Here is an 18106-nt window from a genome sequence, read left to right as displayed (position 1 = left end):
ATGCTATCGACTACCCCCCCGTGACTTTTGTTACACGACCGTAACACGCGCTTTTCGGCACCTCGAGGCAGGCCACAGCCTGCGCCGATTCTCATCCGTTACGATGCCTGGTGCTGGCCTTCATCGGCAATAAGATCGAACCCGGTGATCGTCCTTCAGGGGGCGTAACCCACCACGTCGTGGCCGCCGGTGATGCCGAAGAAGTCGAAGTACATGGGCCTCTCCACGATCACCGGCTGGTCCGAGGTGGCCATGGCGGAGATGGAGAGCCCCTCCCCGGCGTCGACGTTGACGTAGACGGTGACGCGGGAGTCTCCCGGCACGGCGAAGGCATCCTTCACGATGGGCTGGCCTCCGCCCTCGGGGTAGTAGGTGATGGTCACCTGGGCATCCCCTGGATACTGGTTCTGGATGCACAGGAACTCGTCGAAACCCGACCCTGTATAACCCTCCGCGAAGAACCACCGGGTGGCGGCATCCCTGGCCCCGATGACGCAGTGGCCGCCCGTCCATCCCGGGGCCCCGTAACCGGTGTAGTTGAAATACATGGGGCGCTCGGCCAGGAAGTCGTCATCGCTGGTCAGCTCCACCGAGGCGTCCTTTCCCTCTCCTACCCCCTCCGGACCGTTCACATACACCGTCCTCCTGGTGTGAGCGGGGACCTCGTAGGAAGCCGTCACCGGCCCTCCCTGCCCCGGGCCCAGCTGGTATTCGGCCTCCACGGTGATCTCGGAGGCGCCGGGGTTCTGGATGGTGATGTATTCGTCGAAGCCCGCCCCGGTGTAACCCTCGGCGAAGAAGTATACGTTGCCCAGGGAGGTGGCCCCCATCACGCAGTGCCCCCCGTTCCAGTGCCGGGGCGCCGCCGCATCGGGGCCCAGGTAGTCGAAGTACATGGGGCGCTCGGCCACCACCGGCTGGGTGGACTCCAGCTTGAGGGAGGCCTCGTAGGCCCCGTCCAACAGGTCGTTGGCCAGGAAGGTCTGGCGCGAGTGGGCGGGGACCACCTTGTCCGCCACCACTATCTCGTCGCTCTGGGTCTGAAAGCGGAAGGTCAGGTCGGCGTCGTCGTTCCCGGGGTTGAGCACGCAGATGTACTCGTAGAAACCGGGACCGGTATATCCCTCGGCGAAGTACCACTCCTGGGCGGGATCGGAAGCCCCCACCGCGTCGTGTCCCCCGGTCCACCCTTGCCCGTAGGTGAAGTACATGGGGCGCTCGGCGATGTAGGGGAGCGGTCCCTCGCACTTGATGGAGACGTCCCTGCCCGCTCCCACCGCCTGGTTCACGTCCACGGTGATACGGGAGAAGGCCGGCACGTTATAGCCGTCCGTCTGGGTGCTGCCGTCCGGGAAGAGGTAGGTCACCGCGACGTCAAAGGGGATGGTCCCCGGGTTGCCCAGGCACAGGTATTCCTGGAACCCCGTCCCGGTGTACCCTTCCGCGAAAAAGAAGGTGGTGGAGGCCGCGTTCTTCACTGTGGCGTTCTGCGAGAACTCGCTGGTGTTGTTGGCGCCGGCGGGGTCCCCCGACTGGCTGGTGGCGATGGCCGTTATCTCGTCGCCGTTTGAGAGGCCGTTCGGCACGGCGTAGAAGGAACCGTCCGCGCCGGAGGTGACGCTGGTGAGATAGGTCTGCCCCTGGCCGTGCCCGCTGGGATCCGAAGCGGCCCCGGTGTGGTAGATCTCCACCACCGCGTTGGGGGGAGCGGTCCCGGTGACGTAGGCGTACCCCGCGACCAGTGGGAACTCCGCGGCCGAGAAGACCGGGAAGTTATAACCGCGGTTGGGCTTGGCGGGATTGTTATTGTTGCCGTCGTTGGGGGTCACCCCGTCTCCCCCGAGGTCGATCCCCAGGGCGCCGTTATTGTAGATGGAGTTCTGGCTTATCTGGTCGCGGAAGGCGGACCTGTTTGCGATGAGCACCCCGGTGCCGGTGTTGCTGTGGATCTGGTTGAAGCGCACCACGCAGTCAATGCTGCCGCTCACCTTGACCCCGTCTCCGGTGTTGTAGGAGATGGTGCAGGCCGTGGCCGGCAGGCCCCCCACCGTGCAGCTGTCGGAGCCGTTCGCGATGTTTACGCCCCCGCTTACGTTGGGCAACGGGGCAGCCCCCATGGCATCGGTGCCGATAAAGTTGGCGAGGACGTTGTTGCCGGGGGCGCCGTTCAGGGTGATGCCCCAGGCCTTGTTGCCGGAGATGATGTTGCGGCTGGTGGCGCCGCTTCCCCCCACGACGTTGCTGGTGGCGTTGTTTAAGAGGCGGACGCCGTGGCCGCCGTTGGGGACCGGTATGCCACCGATCATGTCCGTGCCGATGTAATTGCCCATGACCGCGTTGTTGAGCGAGTTGTCGAGGGTGATCCCGTCCATGAGGTTGCCGGAGATCACGTTGCGGCTGGCGGCGGTGGTGCCGCCGATGACGTTGAGCTGGGCTCCGCCCAGGGCCGTTATGCCGCTCCAGGCGTTGGGCAACGGCACGGCGCCGATGGTGTCGGTGCCGATGTTGCAGCCCTCGACCGTCACCCCTATGGCGCCCTGGAGGAAGACGCCGTTCTGCGAGAAGCGGTTGATGGCCAGGCCCCTGACCGCGCTGCCGCTGACCCCGGCCAACTGAAAGGTGAGCCCGTTGGCCGGCCCGGCGAGGGTGCCGTCCAGCTCGATGAGGATGTTCGCGGGGCCGGGGCCGGGTGGCGCCGCTCCGGGCTGGGTGTAACCGTCTATGGTCACGGCGTCGATGATGGCGGGAAGGGGTGCTGTGGGGCGTATCTTGTGGGGTCCCGCTCCGGGGATGGCGAAGGTGATGGTGTCGGCCACCCCCATGGTCGCGTTGGCCGAGTTGATGGCCCAGCGCAGCTCGCCCGGAATCCCCGGCGCTGGTGCGGCGGGGGTGTCGGAGGTCAGGTTGACGGTGTAGACAGCTGCCTGGGCGGGTTCCGGCAGCAGCGCGAACCACCCGCCGGTGACGAGCACGGAAAGGACCATCGCGGCCAGTAGTAGCGAAGCTCCTCTGGATGACGCTCTCATGACATCCCCCTTACGATTCCCGTCGCCTACCTTCAACTCGATATTACCACCCCCGAAGACCAAGTGCGCCGGGATGGGGTCAGCCCCTGACATGTGACATTTCTTGACGTAGCCCCTGGGGTCAGCCCCCGACATGTGACGTTGTATTGCGTAGAAGCAGCCAGAGGCTCGAGCCTGCCCTAGCATGTCACATGTCAGGGGCTGACCCCATCAGGGGATGAAGCCCACCACGTCGTGGCCGCCGTCCAGTCCGGTGAAGTTGAAGTACATGGGCCTCTCGCAGATCACCGGCTGGTCCGCGTCCACCTTGGCGGAGATGGAGAGCCCGGCCCCCGCGTCGACGTTCACGTACACGGTGTAGCGGGAGTTAGCGGCCACGGTCGGCTGCACCTGGACGATGGGGTCGCCGTCCCCACCGGGATAGTAGGTGATGGTTACGTCCGCATCGACACTGCCCGGGTTCTGGATGCACAGGTACTCGTCGAAGCCGGGCCCGGTGTAGCCCTCGGCGAAGAACCAGGTCTGGGAGGTCTCACCGGCCCCGATGACGCAGTGCCCACCCTTCCAGTGCCAGTTCCCGTATCCGGTGTAGTCGAAGTACATGGGCCGTTCGGCCAGGAACGGCTCGCTGCAGGTGAGGTGGACCGAGGCGTCCTTGCCCTCTCCCACTCCCCCGGCTCCGTTCACGAACACGGTGCGGCGCCCGTTGGCGGGCACGGTGTAGGTGGCGTGCACGGGCCCTCCCTGGTCGGGCCCCAGTTGATACTTCGCTTCCACGCTGATCTCCGCCCCGCCCGGGTTCTGGATGGTCAGGTACTCCTCGAAGCCGGGCCCGGTATACCCTTCAGCGAAGTAATACTCCGTGGCCAGGCCCGGGGCGCCCATGACGCAGTGGCCCCCGCTCCAGTGCCTGGGCGCCGCCGGATCAGCCCCCAGGTAGTCGAAGTACATGGGCCGCTCGGCCACCACCGGTTCGGAGGCCACCAGCTTGAGGGAGGCCTCATAGGCACCGCCCAGCAGCTCGTTGGCCTTGAAGGTCTCACGTGAGTGGGCGGGGACGCTCTTGCCCCCGACCGCCATATCCGTCCCGCCCGGGGTCTGGAAGTGGAAGGTGAGGTCCGCGTCCCCGTCCCCTGGGTTGAGAACGCAGATCCACTCGTCAAAGCCGGGGCCGGTGTAGCCCTCGGCGAAGTACCAGGCGGTCCTGGGAGCCGAGGCCCCCACCACGTCGTGGCCGCCGGTCCAGTGCTCTCCCGCCCCCGTGTAGTCGAAGTACATCGGGCGCTCGGCCACGTAGGAGGAGCCGCCCTCGCACATTATCGAGACGTCCTTACCCGCGCCCACCAGCGCGTTCACGTCCAGGGTGAGGCGGGACTGCGCCGGCACCTCGAAATCTTCCGACATGGGGGCCCCTCCCCCCTTGAACATGAAGTTCACGGTGATATCAACCGGGGATAGCCCCGGGTTGCCCAGGCACAGGTACTCCTGGAAGCCGGGCCCGGTGTAACCCTCGGCGAAGTAGAAGGTGATGGAGGGGCCGGTGAAATCGACGGCGTTGGAGGTGCCGCCACTGGTGGTCACGGTCACCGGCACGGTGCCGCCCACGCCCGCCGGCACCCGGCACACGATCTCGGTGTCCGACCACGATATGTACTGTGTCGCCCGCGTGTCCCCGAAGGATACGTAGGACCCCGGGAGCCGCGTGGCGCGGAAGTCCTGCCCGTCCAGGGTCACCGCATCACCCGTTTCGCCGGAGGTGGGGTCGATGGAGGTCAGTACCGGCACCGGCAAGGCCAGTTCCTTGCGGAAGACGTCGTCCCCGGCGGTGTCCCCGTCCACGAAGTTGGCCGCCTCCGAGACGAAGGCCACGTACTTGCCGTCGGCGTTGATCACGGCCTGTCCGCTGTAGCCGTCGCCCTCGCCGACCCCGGGGGCGGTGGAGCAGCGCACGATGGCGCCGGTCTCGAGGTCCTTGCGGAACACGTCGGTTGTCGCGTTGTCGTCGTTCGGGACGAAGCCGTCGTTGGCGGAATGGAAGGACACGTACCTGCCGTCCGCGCTGATGCCGGCGTTGTAGGAGGCGTTGCCGTCCTCGGCACCGGAAGCATCAACGGAGCAGCGCACCATGTTTCCCGTCTGCAGGTTCTTGCGGAAGACGTCGCGGGTGTTGTTGCCGTCTCCGCCCACCAGGTTGGTGGCGTCGGACTCGAAGGCCACGAACTTGCCGTCGGCGGAGATCATGGCATAGGAGCTGCCCCCGTTGTCTCCCTCGGCTCCGCCGGAAGAGGTGGAGCACCTCACGATGGCCCCGGTCTGGACGTCCTTGCGGTAGATATCACTGAAGGTGTTGGCATTGGGCAGCACGAGGTCGGTGGAGTTGGATTCGAAAGCTACGTAGCGGCCATCGGCGCTGATGGATGACCCATAGCTGGCGTTGTTGCCCTCGCCGTTCGCCGCGTCAGTGGAGCACCTCACGATGGCCCCCGTCTGCAGGTCCTTGCGGAAGATATCGCCAAACCCGTTGGTGTCGTTCCCGGTCCCCAACAGGTTGTTGGCGTCGGACTTGAAGGCTACGTACCTGCCGTCCGCGCTGATGGAGGGCGCATCACTGGAGAAGTTCCCCTCGTTGCCGGCGGCGTCGCTGGAGCAGAGGAGGACGGCGCCGGTCTGCAGGTCCTTGCGGAAGATGTCCTGCATGCCGTTGCCGTCCCCGGGCACCAGGGTGGCCGCCTCCGACGCGAAGGCCACGTAGCGGCCGTTCGCGCTGATGGAGGGGAAGGCGCTGGCGCCGCTCACCTGGTCCCCGTTGGCGTCGGTGGAGCAGCGCACGATGGCGCCGGTCCGCAGGTCCTTGCGGAATACGTCCTTCGCCGCGTTGTCGTCGTCCGGCACCAGGTTCTCGGCGCTGGAGTAGAAGGCCACGTACCTGCCGTCCGCGCTGATGGCAGGGTAGTAGCTGCCGGCGTCCCCCAGCTCTCCCCCCTGCGTCGTGGAGCAGCACAGGAGGTCGCCCGTCGCGGCCGGTGCCGCCCCCGTCCACACCCACAGCAGGGAGGCGGCGAGGAGGAACACCGCCACCGCCCGCGGTCTATGGCCACCCGTTCTCGCCCGCATCACCGTCTCCTTTCATCAATGAGGCACCCTATCATGGTAAGTCGATGGGGTCAGCCCCTGACATGTGACATTCTCTCTCCCCGGTGGCTGTTTACAGATTTTTATTATGTCACATGTCAGGGGCTGACCCCACTAGGGGGCGTAGCCTACGACGTCGTGGCCGCCGGTCCAGCCGAAGAAATCGAAGTACATGGGGCGTTCCACCACCACCGGCTGGTCGGAGACCACCTTGGCCGAGAGCGACAGGTTCGCCCTGGCGTCGCTGTTCACGCCGACGGTGTAGCGGGAATTGGCGGCTATGGGCGGATGTGGCCTGATGATGGGCGTACCGCCCCCTTCGGGATAGTAGGTTATAGTGACGTTCGCCGCTGTGGGATTGGGGTTCTGAATGCAAAGATACTCGTCGAAACCGCTCCCGGTGTAGCCCTCCGCGAAGAACCAGTCGGTCCTGAGGAAACGCGACCCGATCACGCAATGTCCTCCCGTCCACATGCTCCGGTAGTTGAAATACATGGGCCTCTCCGCCAGGAACACGTCAGCCGATGTGAGGTGCACCGAGACGTTCATGTTGTTCCCGACCCCCTCGGGGCCGTTAACGTACACCGTCCTCCTTGCGTTGGCGGGCACGGTGTAGGACTTGTTCACGGGGCCGCCCTGTCCCGGGCCCAGTTGGTATTCCGCATCAACCGTGATCGGAGCCCCGAAGGGGTTCTGGATGGTGATGTACTCATCGAAGCCCGGCCCGGTGTAGCCCTCGGCGAAGTAGTAATCGGTGCCCAGTCCCGTCGCGCCCATGACGCAGTGGCCCCCCGTCCAGTGCTTGGGCGCAGCCGGGTTGCCTCCCAGGTAATCGAAGTACATGGGGCGCTCTGCCACCACCGGCAAGTCCGACTCCAGCAGCAGCGAGGTCTCATAGGTCACCCCGCCCAGCAGGGAATTGGCCGAGAAGGAGGCACGGGAGTAGGGAGGTACGGTCTGGAAGGCAGGGATGATCTCCCCCGCGGTCTGGGTCTGGAAGCGGAAGCGCAGGTGGGCCGGTTCGCCCCCTGGGTTGAGCACGCATAACCACTCGTCGAAGCCGGGGCCGGTATAGCCCTCGGCGAAATACCACGCGCTCGAAGCCCACTCCGCCCCCACGGCATCGTGTCCCCCCGTCCAGCCGGGGCCGTAAGAGAAGTACATGGGGCGCTCGGCTATCAATCCGGGATCCGAAGAGGAGATGAACATGGAGACCTCTCTGTTGGGGCCTACCTCGTCGTTGACGTCCACGGTGGTACGGGAAGAGGCGGGGACACTGTAGTAGGACGACTGCGAGGTCCCGTCCGGGAAGAGGTAGGTGACCCTGGCGGTGATAGGGGCGGTGCCGGGGTTGCCCAGGCAGAGGTATTCCTGGAAGTCGGCCCCGGTGTAGCCCTCGGCGAAATACCAGTGGGAAGCGGGGTCGACCCAGGCGCGGTAGACGTCTTGCTCGGTATAAGTCCCAATGTCGAAACAGTCGGCGTAGAGCACGAAGTTGAAGGGATCGATGGCCAGGGCATTGACGGCGAAGGTCGCGATGGCACCTCCGGTGGGCTGCCAGACGGGTGCGGTATCGGGGGCCAGGCACTGCGTCACCCCGTTCCCGATGAACATACAGACATACAGCGCGTTGTTGTTGGGGTCGTAGGCCAGGTCCTCGATGGCGCTTCCGCCGAACCCACCGCCCATGTCGCTCCAGGAAGGCGTGCCGCTGGCGTTGTCGCAACGCCATACCCCGTTGAATTCCGGGGACGCATAGAGGTGATCGCCCAGCGGGTCGAGGGCCAGGTGAGTGACGATGTAGGTGTCGATGGTTCCGGTGCCGGTGTCGGTCCACGCAGGCGAGGCGGAATCGGGACCGGAGCAGCGCCACACCCCCTTGCCGTCGGCGGTGGGGGGGACAATGCTCACGAGGCTGCACCCGGCGTAGAGGAGGTTGGTGGAGGCGTCGTAGGCGAGGCTGTCGATGCGGTACCCACCCACGGGAGAGGCGGCGCTGATATCGGTCCAGGCAAGGGTCGCCGCCCGCGGATTGTCGCAGCGCCAAGCCCCCTCGTAGGTCACCGAGGCGCTGTCGAAGAAGCCGATGTAGAGCGCATCGTGCACGGGGTCGTAGGCCATGGTGTCGACCTGGGCGCCGTAGGTAATGCCCTGGGGCTGCGTCCAGGAAGGGGATGCCGAGGAAGGGTTGGAGCAGCGCCACAGGCCGCTTAGAGTGCCGACATAGAGGAGGTCGTGGGCGCTGTCGTAGGCGACCTGGAAAGAGATGGATGCGCTGGCGTCGATGCCCATGTCGACCCAGGTGGGCGAGGCGGCGCGGGGGGCCTCGCAGCGCCACACCCCGGTCCCCCAGGTGGCCGCGTAGAGCACATCGTGCACGGGGTCATAGGCGAACTGGCCCACAGTGCTGAACCCGGCCCCGCCCCCGGTGCTGGTCCAGTAGAAGGGGACGGGCGGGGCCAGGGCGGCCTGGGTGCCCGCGACCATGAGGAGCCCCGGCAAAAACAGCAGGACGCAGAGCATCACTGTGGTCTTCCGCAAGGTCTTACGCATCATCCCTCACCCCCGAAGTCAAGAAAGGCATATCTATCCAAGCATACATTAGATATATATCCCAAGACGCCTTTATTTATACGGCCGAGCAGGTTCGGCCGAGGGGTCACGCCCGGAGATCGGCCGGAGGTTGGCCGAGCAGGTTCGGCCGAGGGGTCACGCCCGGAGATCGGCCGCTATCGACTCATCCGCAAGCATAGGACACCGCGACATGCCCGTTTGGGACTAGCCGATTAACCGGCACCGCGTCCCTGGACTCGGCCACGCGGTTGGAAAGGTCTTAGTGTGAGATAATCGGGTTGCCGGGGAGGAGCGGTAGTTCGAAGAGAAAGAAGGGGGCTGATGATGTCGTCCAGGTCCCGCAGATATGATCCCAGGCTTGATCTGAAGCCCAGGCCGATTTCCGGGCGTGACCCCTCGGCCGATGCTCGAGCCAGGCTGTTGGTGATAACGCTTTTTCTTGGCGTGCTCATCCTGACCATGGGGGTGACGTCGACACCCGCGGGGAGTGCACTCCCCCTCGCCGACCAGCCGAGCATCGCGGCGGATACCCCGACGGCCACCCAGGCGCAGGCCGCGCAAGCACAAGCGGGCCCACAGGCCGCCGAGCACTACGTGGGCTGGGTGGTGGGGCAGAGCGATTCCGGCTACGCTGCCATCTTCCGCTCCACGGACGGCGGCGCCACCTGGGAGCGCCAGGGTTCGCCCGCGACCATCCCCGACGCGCCGCTCCAGGCCGTGGCCGCCATAGACCCCCTCACCTGCTGGGCGGTGGGGGAGAGCGCGAACGGTTACGGCACCATCCTGCGCACCGAGGACGGCGGCGCCACCTGGGAGCGCCAGGGCTCGCCCGCGACCATCCCCGACGTCGGCCTGGGCAAGATAAGCGCGGTGGACCGCGACACCGCCTGGGTGGTGGGAACGCCGGGCGTCATCCTCTTCACCGCCGACGGTGGCGCCACCTGGACCCAGAAGCAGACCGCCGACATCCCCCCGGTCCTGCTGCAGGGGGTGTACGCCCTGGACGCGGACAACGTCTGGGTGACCGGCGACACCTACGGGGGTTACGGCACCATCTTCCGTACCGAGGACGGTGGGGCGAGCTGGCAGCGCAAGGGCTCGGCCGCCGAAGTGCCCGATGCGGCTCTGCTGGACGTGCACGCCTCCGATTACGACACCGCCTGGATCGCATCGGCTGGCGCCCTGGGCAGCACGACCGCCTCGGTCATCCATACCGACGACAACGGCGCCTCCTGGACGGGGCAGATCCTCGTGGCCTTCTTCGACACCAACGGCGTCACCACCATCGGCGACAACGTCGTGTGGGTGGTCACAGACGCCGACGGCATCTACCGCTCCGACAACGCCAGGGACTTCGTGCAGCAGCAGGCGGCCGCCGGCAAGTACAGCTACTACCTGGTAAGCATCGATGCCCTGGATGCGGACACCGCCTGGGCGGCCGGGCCTGCAGGAGGCACCAGCGTACCCGCCGGCATCGTCGAGCACACTTCCGACGGCGGCGAGACCTGGGTGAAGCAGCTGGAGCTGGACATCGCGCTGCAGGCCGTGTCATTCGCGCGCCCGCAAACATACTATTTCGCCGAGGGCCATACGGGGGCCGGCTTCCAGGAATACCTGTGCCTTGGCAATTTCGGAACAAACGATACGACCGCTAGGGTCACTTACATGTTCGAGGGCGGCGGTACCCAGGAGGAGGCATATACGGTGCCGGCCGAGTCCCGCCTCACCGTGAACGTCAACCAGGTGGTCGGCGCGGGCAAGCATGTCGCGATGGAGTGCGAGGCCGACTGGCCCATCGTCGCCGAGCGGCCTATGTATTTCGATTACACCGGAGCGGGCGGGCACTGGACGGGCGGCCACGATGTGATGGGTGCTCCCGCGCCCGCCAACGAGTGGTACTTCGCCGAGGGATATACGGGGCCGGGATTCGATGAATACCTGTGCGTCCTGAACCCCTGGGGCGCGGATGCGGACCTCACTTTCCGTTTCCAGGTCCAGGGGGAGGGGGAGAGGGTGGTAGCGGGAAAGACGGTGCCCGGCCATTCCCGCAGGACCTTCAGGGTAAACGAGCTCTTAGGCGGGGCTTACGAGGCTTCGCTGGACCTGGAGTCCACGCAGCCGGTGGTGGCCGAGCGTTCCATGTACTTCAACTACACCGGTTACGGCGCACCGGGATGGACAGGAGGCCATTGCGTCATAGGTGCCACCGAGTTGTCTACCGATTACCTCTTCGCCGAGGGTTGCACCAGGGAGGGCTTCGACGAGTACCTCATCCTTCAGAATCCTAACGGTTTCGAGATCACCGTATATGCCTTTTACATGTTGGGAGAAGGGCAGGGGAGCCCCTATCCCATCGGCGGCATCTACACGGTGCCCGCCAACGGCAGAAAGACGGTGTACGTGAACAGCCCAGGCCCCGAGGGAGTGGGGGGTGGCAAGGACGTATCCGTTATGCTCATCTGCTACCAGGACTTCCTGGCCGAACGCCCCATGTACTTCGACTACTCAGGCATGGGGCCGCACTCCTGGACCGGGGGCCACTGTGTCGCCGGGGCCACCGCGTTCGCCCGCACCTGGTTCTTCGCGGAAGGTTACACTGGAACGGGCTTCGAGGATTGGATCTGCATCCAGAATCCCGGGAACCTGCCCGCTGAGGTGACCATCACCTACTTCACGGAGAGCGGGGACCCTATCGTGTGCAAGCAACCGACCATCGCCGCTTTCAGCCGGTTCACCGCCTATGTGAACGGGCCGGACAACGCGGGACCGGGACGGACCGTTTCCGCCATGGTCACTTCGGATGCGCCGGTTATCTGTGAGCGCCCCATGTACTTCTCTTACGGACCCGGCTGGACCGGCGGCCACTGCGTCATGGGCTCCACCCCCTAACGGGGTCGATGGGGTCAGCCCCTGACATGTGACATTCTCCGTCATTGCGAGCGGATTGAGAGGAAGCGAACGAAGCGTGGCAACCTAAGCACATACGGCCCTCCACAAGCGCGCGCCATGGATGATGCTGGGCCGGGCCTTGGGGTCACGCCTGATTTTCGGCCGGGCCGATTTTTGGGGTTGACCCCCAGGCCTTTCAGGCCTGCGATTTTTAGGCTTGACCCCCAGGCCTGGTCCCGCCTACAGACCGGGGACCACGTGGCCGCCGGGCCACTTATCCCGGTAGAGGAAATACATAGGCCGCTCCGCCACGATCGCGCGGTCGCTCTTCACCACCACCGAGATGTCACGTTCCGGCTCCACGATGGCGTGCACGGCCACGGTGGTCCTGGAATGGGCGGGCACTGAAACGCCCACGTCCCGCACCGTGCCTCCGTCCAGCAGCAGCGACAGGGTGACGTTCGCGTCCACCTCGCCGGGGTTCTGAAGCGAGAGCCACTCCTGGAAGCCGGCCCGCGTCGTCCCCTCGGCGAAGAACCACGTGTTCTTGGGCGCCCTCACGCCCGCGGCCACGTGCCCTCCCGGCCAGGTGCCGCCGTACAGGAAATACATGGGCCGCTCGACCAGCAGCAGGCTGTCCGACTCCACCACGGTGGACACGTCCCTCCCGGGCCCCACCACGTCGTTGACCCGCAGCGTCTGGCGGCTGGTGGCGGGCACGGGCACGGGCTGCGGCACTGTGGTGCCGTCCTCCAGGACGAAGGTGAGGTTGGCCACCGCGTCCACGGCGAACGGGTTCTGCAGGCAGATGTAGGTGTCGAAGCCGCTGCGCGTGCATCCCTCCGCGAAGTACCAGCTCTGGGACAGGGAGGTGCTGCCCACCTCGCAGTGGCCGCCGGTCATGCCGCGGTAGTCGAAGTACATGGGCCGCTCCGCCACCACGGCGGTGTCGCTCTCCACCACCAGGGACACGTCCTGTTCCGGGCCCACGGCGGAGTTCACGTCCACCGTGGCCCGGCTGCGCGGGGCGATGTCGAGGGCGCCCGGCACGGTGGTGCCTCCCCCCAGCACGTAGGTGATGTCCACGTGCGCGACCTCGTCCGAGGGGTTCTGCAGCGTGAGGTATTCGGCGAAGCCGCCGCGCGTGGTCCCCTCCGCGAAGAACCACCGGCGGCTGGTGTTACGGGCCCCTATCACGCAGTGTCCTCCCGTCCAGCCGGCCGGACCGTAGCGGAAGTACATGGGCCGCTCGGCCACGATGAACCCGTCAGCCGCCACGCGCGCCGAGACGTCGTGCTCCGGCCCCACGGCCTCGTTGACGTTGACGGTCATGCGGGAGTGGGCGGGCACGGGGAGCACCTGGTCCACGTTGATGCCCGTCTCCAGCATGTAGGTGATGGTCACGGTGGTCTCTTCCTCCCCGGCGTTCTGGATACACAGCCATTCCTCGAAGCCGTCCCTGGTGGTGCCCTCGGCGAAGAAATAAGTGGAGGCGGGGGGCGAGGGCTCGGGCTGCCGGGTGGCGTAGGGCAGATCCTTGCCGGTGGCCGGGTCCATCATGGTGTAGAGCACGAAATAGCGCTGGCCGCCGTCGGCATAGAGTGCGGGCTCCCCGCCGCTGAGGCCGCCGCCCGCGATGAGTTGCGGTGTGGTCCAGACGCCGTTAACGGTCTCGGTGAAGTACTTGCGGAAGTCGTACCAGGTGCCGCCCACTATGTCGTACTTCGCGGTCTCGAAGACCGCCTGCTGCTCGCCCGTGTCGCTCATGGTCGTGTTCTCGTGGCTCGGCCAGTATGCGGCCTCGACATGCAGGATGTCGCTGCTGCCGGGGACGGAGGAGACCACCAGGGCGTCGCCCCACGTGTCCCCGTCGCGGTGGCGGGAGTACATCCGCCCGTAAACCGGGTTTCCTCCGCCGTCGAAGCCCCTCTCGAACCAGGAGGCCAGTACGTCGCCGTCGGGGAAGGCGCTCGCGGTCAGGCCGTAGATGCTGTAGGCCGTGTTCGGCCTGATGAGGGTGGGAGGGGTGAAGCTGCCGGGATCTCCCCCGGGGGCGTTGGTGGCATGGCCGATGTTGTTGTTCCAAGTGGTTACGCCGTCATACATATAGGCCGAGAAGAGAACGTGCGAGTTGCCGTCACGGTCCATGGCCATGGTGATCTCCTGGAAGTATCTCTGGTGAGAATAGGTGAGGATGGTCGCCGGGGCGGACAGCCCCGCCCCCGTCTCGCGGGTGTACCTGAGATCCGCTCCCTGGGGTTCCCATGAGGCGCCTGTCCATGCGTAGCTGGCCACCATGTAGCAGAAGTGAAGGTTCTGCAAGGAGTCGAGATCGAGGTTGAAGTACGAGCCGTCCTGCTGGGCTGCGACGCGGGTGATGTTGGCCGGCGCCTGCCATACGCCGCCGTACTGGTAGATGAGGAAGGCGTCCTCGCGGGGAGGGTGGGCGGCGTCCCTTGCCATGGTCATACGGAAAGTGCACGCCGTGGCGAAGTCCGCGCCGTCCCTGTAAAAGACGAACAGGGGCAGCCAGCCCTCGTTGCCGGCCGCGCTCGAGATGTTGCGCGGCGTGGACCATACCGCACCCGCACCCGCGCCGCGCACGCAGCCGTAAACGTCGATCTTGGCGGTGAACAAGATGGGTGATACGGTGCGTACCCCATAGACCACGGTCACCTCTCCTCCCATCCCCGAGACGTCGATGGAGGGCCAGTACTGGGGTTGCAGCTGGCCGGGGTCGTCGTTGAAGTCCCAGGCGGCGAGCTGTACGGCGGGCTGCCACGCGTCCAGGTACCCCTCCACGAAGCCCTCCACGGCCCGGTAGGAGGAAGGGGCGGTCTCGTTGTTGCGCACCGCGGTATAGACGCCGCAGAGGCGGTTCCCCCGCAGGGTGAAATTGGCTCCCTGCAGGCCCCAGCTGCCGCTGAAGTCCGTGAGCCGGCGGGGGTCGCTCATGAAGCCGTCGGGAGATATATAGCGGTACCATAGGTTCTCCTGCTCGTGCTGGTAGGCGCCGTACTCTCCGGCGGGGCGGGTGGAATCGCGTCCCCATATCCAGGCGGTGAAGACGATGTGCAAGTAGCCGCGGTCGTCCACCTCGTAGAAGACGGGGGTGGAACTGCACGGGCTCGACACGCTGGTTATGTTGCGGGGCACGTCCCACGCGCCCCCGGCGTAGGTGCAGTACAGGATATCCTGCAGGTATTCCAACCGGAAGCCAGCCCCGTCTGGAGGAAGGGAGATATCGGTGCGCCGGCTCTTGCCGTAGATGAAGTGCATCCTGCCGCTGCCGTCGAGCACCCCGGAGTAAGAGCTTACCCCGTAATAGATGCTGGGGTCGGCGGCGGGCAGGTAGGGACGGGTGAGCGCCGCCCAGCCTCCGGTGCCCGCGGCGGTGAAATCGCCGTCCTCCGTGGCGGGGGCGCTCTCGGCTTCCGCCGTGGTGGAAGAGCCCTCTTCCCCCGCTGCCCCCCCGGCGCCTTTGCCCCGCGGCAGCAGCGACTGCGGCAGCAGTTCCGCGGGGAGGCGCTGCGCGATGCGCTCCAGGGCCTCCTCCCCCTCCCCCTCCGGCGATGACGCATGCTCCACCTCGGGAGCGTAATAGGGGCGCGACAGGCCCAACTCCTCGGCGATACCGTTTCCGGAGGATACGGCGGGCGGGCCGGGGACCGCGAGGCCGGGCCGGACGCTGTCCTGGGCGGCGGCAGGGTAGACCGGGGTGCCGGTTACAGTTGCCACGACGCTGTCCGGGGCGCCGGCCCCCGCGGACAGGGCGACCCCGGGGGCCGCAAGAAGCACCGACGTCACCAGGAGTATGAACAGGTTGCGCAGGAAGGTCTTTCCACGGCCAGGAAGGCGTATAACCGGCATCGTGTCTCTCCTTTCACCCCGGGCATCGGGGTCAAGCCTCAAAATCTGCCTGAGCATATGTCGAAGCCCGACCCTGAGGCCCTACGAAAGTCCGTCCCCCTCTGCTCGCGCATTTCAGATCGATTGGATCCTCGTGGGGAGGCGTGTGCCCAGAAGTGGAGAATGACTGTTCGCCCCGCTGTTGACCCTTACGTATCCACTGTCCTACATTCTATCACTCGGCGTTGGTCGTATCTCCACTCTTCAATTAAGGGGTCGTATCTCTACTCTTAATAATGCGATTGTCTGTCAAAAAAATGAAGAGTGAGGATTGCGACCCCACTGGCCTGTGGTAGAATTCATACCATAACCGATCGAGCGGGGCATTCCGGCAACAGTCACAGCATTCCTGTTCCAGCCGTGCTGTTACGTGCTCCGTTGCGATCGAACGCAGGCAGGTCAGGCAGGTCCAGACGGATCAAACAAGGGGGTTTTCACATGTCCGGCACCGAACCGAAAGGGCAGTATGACGACGTCTACGCCTCAAAACCTTGGCTCAAGAGCTACGACCCGCACGTCCCCGAGTTCCTCGATTACGATAACAAGCCCTTCAACGTGAAGTTCAAGGAGGTGGCGGAGAAGGTGGGGGACAACCGGGCCCTCATCTATATGGACACCATCCTCACCTTCAGGGACGTGGACCGCCTCTCCAACCAGCTGGCCGCCTACTTCCTGAAGATAGGCCTCCAGCCCGACGACGTGGTGGGCCTGCACGCCCTGAACATCCCGGCCAACTATATCGGCATGGTGGCGGTGCAGAAGGCGGGTTGCGTCTCCACGGGGATCAGCCCCCTGCTCACCCCCTACGAGCTGGAGCACCAGCTCAACGACTCGGGCGCCAAAGCCGTGCTCACCATGGACCTGCTCTTCCCGGCCCTCGCCGCGGTGGCCGACAAGTGCCCCTTCACCACGGTCATCGTGGCCGGCACCACCGACTACATGCCCGGGGACTTCCCCCCGGTGCAGGTGCAGGAGGTCCCCGGCAAGACGGTCATCTCGTTCATGGACGCCATCGCGGACATGCCCGAGGACGATGTCCTGGTCCCGCGCACCATGGACGACACCATCTTCATCATGTACACCGGCGGCACCACCGGACCCTCCAAGGGCGCGGTGCTCACCCAGCGCAACTTCATGGCCAACTGCCAGCAGACCCTCACCTGGGCGGACGAGCCCGGCTGCAACGGCGAGGTGGGCATCTCGGCTTTCCCCATGTTCCACATGGCCGGGCTGGCCATGGCCGCGGGCCTGCTGCAGGGGGGCATGGGCCAGATCTGCGTGCCCAACCCCCGCGACCTGGACTTCATCATCGGCGCCATCGACAAGCACAAGCCCACCTCACTCATCAATGTCCCCACTATCTTCTACGAGCTGCTGAAGAAGCCGGAGTTCCGGGCCCTGGACTTCAGCAACGTCGGCTACTGCATCAGCGGCGCCGCCCCCTTCCCGCCGGAGAGCATCCCGGACATGGAATCGGTTGTCGGCGAGAACAAGTTCATCGAGCTGTACGGCATGACCGAGACCTCGCCCGTAAGCGTCTGCAACCCGCGCTACGGAGTGAAGAAGGTGGGCTCGGTGGGGTTGCCGTATCCGGACACGGAGTTCAAGCTCACCGACCCCGAGACGGGGGAGACGGTGCCCCTGGGCGAGACGGGCGAGATCTGCGTGCGCGGACCGGAAGTGATGAAAGGCTACTACAACAAGCCCGAGGAGACCGCCAACGCCATCCGCGACGGCTGGATGCACACCGGCGACCTGGGGCGCATGGACGAGGACGGCTACGTTTACGTGGTGGACCGCCTGAAGGACATGGTCATCGTCTCGGGCTTCAAGGTCTTCACCCGCGAGCTGGACGACGAGCTGATGAAGCACCCCGACGTGGATATGGCCGCCTCCTTCGGTTTCCCCGACCCCAACCGGCCGGGCTCGGAGCGGGTGATAGCCGCGGTGGTGCTCAAGCCGGGCATCGAGAAGAGCGACGAAGAGCGGGAGAAAATCCTCGCCTACCTGAAGGAAACCGTTGCCCCCTACAAGGTGCCCAAGGTCCTGGAGTTCATGGACACCCTGCCGGTGAGCGCGGTGGGCAAGGTCCTCAAGCGCGAACTCAAGGACCTGATGCGCAGAGAAATGGCGTAGGCGGATGGGGTCGTATCTTCACCCTTCGCTTTTCCGGCAGACAATCGATTAACCGAAGAGCGAAGATACGGCCCCCTAGCGGTAGTAGACGGCCCGCTCCACCACCACCGGCTGGTCCGAGGTGACCATGGCGGATACGTAGTAGGTGGTCAGCTCGGCGTTCACGTTCACCGTGCACCTGCTCCGCGGGGCCAGGGTGAGCGACGGCCCCTCGAGCCTCGCGAAATCGGTCATATAGGTTATGGTGACCGCCGCCTCCGTATCCCCGGGGTTCTGCACAAGGATATAGGTCTCGAAACCCCCGCCCGTCGCTCCCTCGGCCAGGTACCAGGAGGCGGCGGGCGCCGTCGCCCCCACGGAGTCGTGGGCCCAGGTGCGCCCGTCCCCGTACATGGAGCGCTCGCACACCACCTGTCCCTCGGTGGCCTCCACCACGGTGG

General features: G+C 65.7%; 7 protein-coding genes. 2 read left to right on the top strand and 5 right to left on the bottom strand.

The genetic code is table 11. The features are described 5' to 3' along the window. Positions 1-155 precede the first annotated feature (155 nt). From AB1384_07830 to AB1384_07820, 3 genes are all read right to left on the bottom strand, one after another. Positions 156-3026 (bottom strand): DUF5719 family protein, encoded by a 2871-nt coding sequence (locus AB1384_07830; protein MEW6554177.1) that lies wholly within the window; start codon positions 3024-3026, stop codon positions 156-158. Positions 3027-3236: 210 nt separating this feature from the next. Next, the gene (locus AB1384_07825; protein ID MEW6554176.1) at positions 3237-6140 is read right to left on the bottom strand and encodes a DUF5719 family protein; all 2904 of its coding nucleotides are present in this window, start codon (positions 6138-6140) and stop codon (positions 3237-3239) included. A 132-nt stretch (positions 6141-6272) separates the two neighbouring features. Beyond that, positions 6273-8714, bottom strand: coding sequence for a hypothetical protein (locus AB1384_07820; GenBank protein ID MEW6554175.1), 2442 nt, complete (start codon positions 8712-8714; stop codon positions 6273-6275). Positions 8715-9155: 441 nt separating this feature from the next. Here AB1384_07820 and AB1384_07815 point away from each other — a divergent pair, with 441 nt between their 5' ends. After that, positions 9156-11621 carry a YCF48-related protein gene (locus AB1384_07815; protein ID MEW6554174.1) on the top strand — a complete coding sequence of 822 codons (2466 nt, stop codon included), beginning with the start codon at positions 9156-9158 and terminating at the stop codon, positions 11619-11621. Positions 11622-11861: 240 nt separating this feature from the next. On the opposite strand, the gene AB1384_07810 is transcribed toward AB1384_07815, so the two are convergent. Then, positions 11862-15491, bottom strand: a complete 3630-nt coding sequence (locus AB1384_07810) for a DUF5719 family protein (GenBank protein ID MEW6554173.1) — start codon at positions 15489-15491, stop codon at positions 11862-11864. A gap of 477 nt (positions 15492-15968) precedes the next feature. Between AB1384_07810 and AB1384_07805 the strand changes: the two genes are divergently transcribed. After that, positions 15969-17666, top strand: a complete 1698-nt coding sequence (locus AB1384_07805; protein MEW6554172.1) for an AMP-binding protein — start codon at positions 15969-15971, stop codon at positions 17664-17666. A 75-nt stretch (positions 17667-17741) separates the two neighbouring features. On the opposite strand, the gene AB1384_07800 is transcribed toward AB1384_07805, so the two are convergent. Continuing rightward, positions 17742-18106, bottom strand: a 365-nt coding sequence (locus AB1384_07800) for a hypothetical protein (protein MEW6554171.1), incomplete at its 5' end; no start/stop codon positions are given.

The organism is Actinomycetota bacterium (genome assembly GCA_040757835.1).
In the GTDB taxonomy this organism is placed as follows: Bacteria; Actinomycetota; Geothermincolia; order Geothermincolales; family RBG-13-55-18; genus SURF-21.
Note: the sequence above shows the minus strand (reverse complement) of the source record. Positions and strands in the feature narration are given on the sequence as shown.

Bases quoted from the DNA above. Each gene is read 5' to 3' on its own strand.
- AB1384_07810 (MEW6554173.1), bottom strand. From the start codon at position 15,491: ATGCCGGTTATACGCCTTCCTGGCCGTGGAAAGACCTTCCTGCGCAAC.
- AB1384_07805 (MEW6554172.1), top strand. From the start codon at position 15,969: ATGTCCGGCACCGAACCGAAAGGGCAGTATGACGACGTCTACGCCTCA.
- AB1384_07830 (MEW6554177.1), bottom strand. From the start codon at position 3,026: ATGAGAGCGTCATCCAGAGGAGCTTCGCTACTACTGGCCGCGATGGTC.
- AB1384_07825 (MEW6554176.1), bottom strand. From the start codon at position 6,140: ATGCGGGCGAGAACGGGTGGCCATAGACCGCGGGCGGTGGCGGTGTTC.
- AB1384_07820 (MEW6554175.1), bottom strand. From the start codon at position 8,714: ATGATGCGTAAGACCTTGCGGAAGACCACAGTGATGCTCTGCGTCCTG.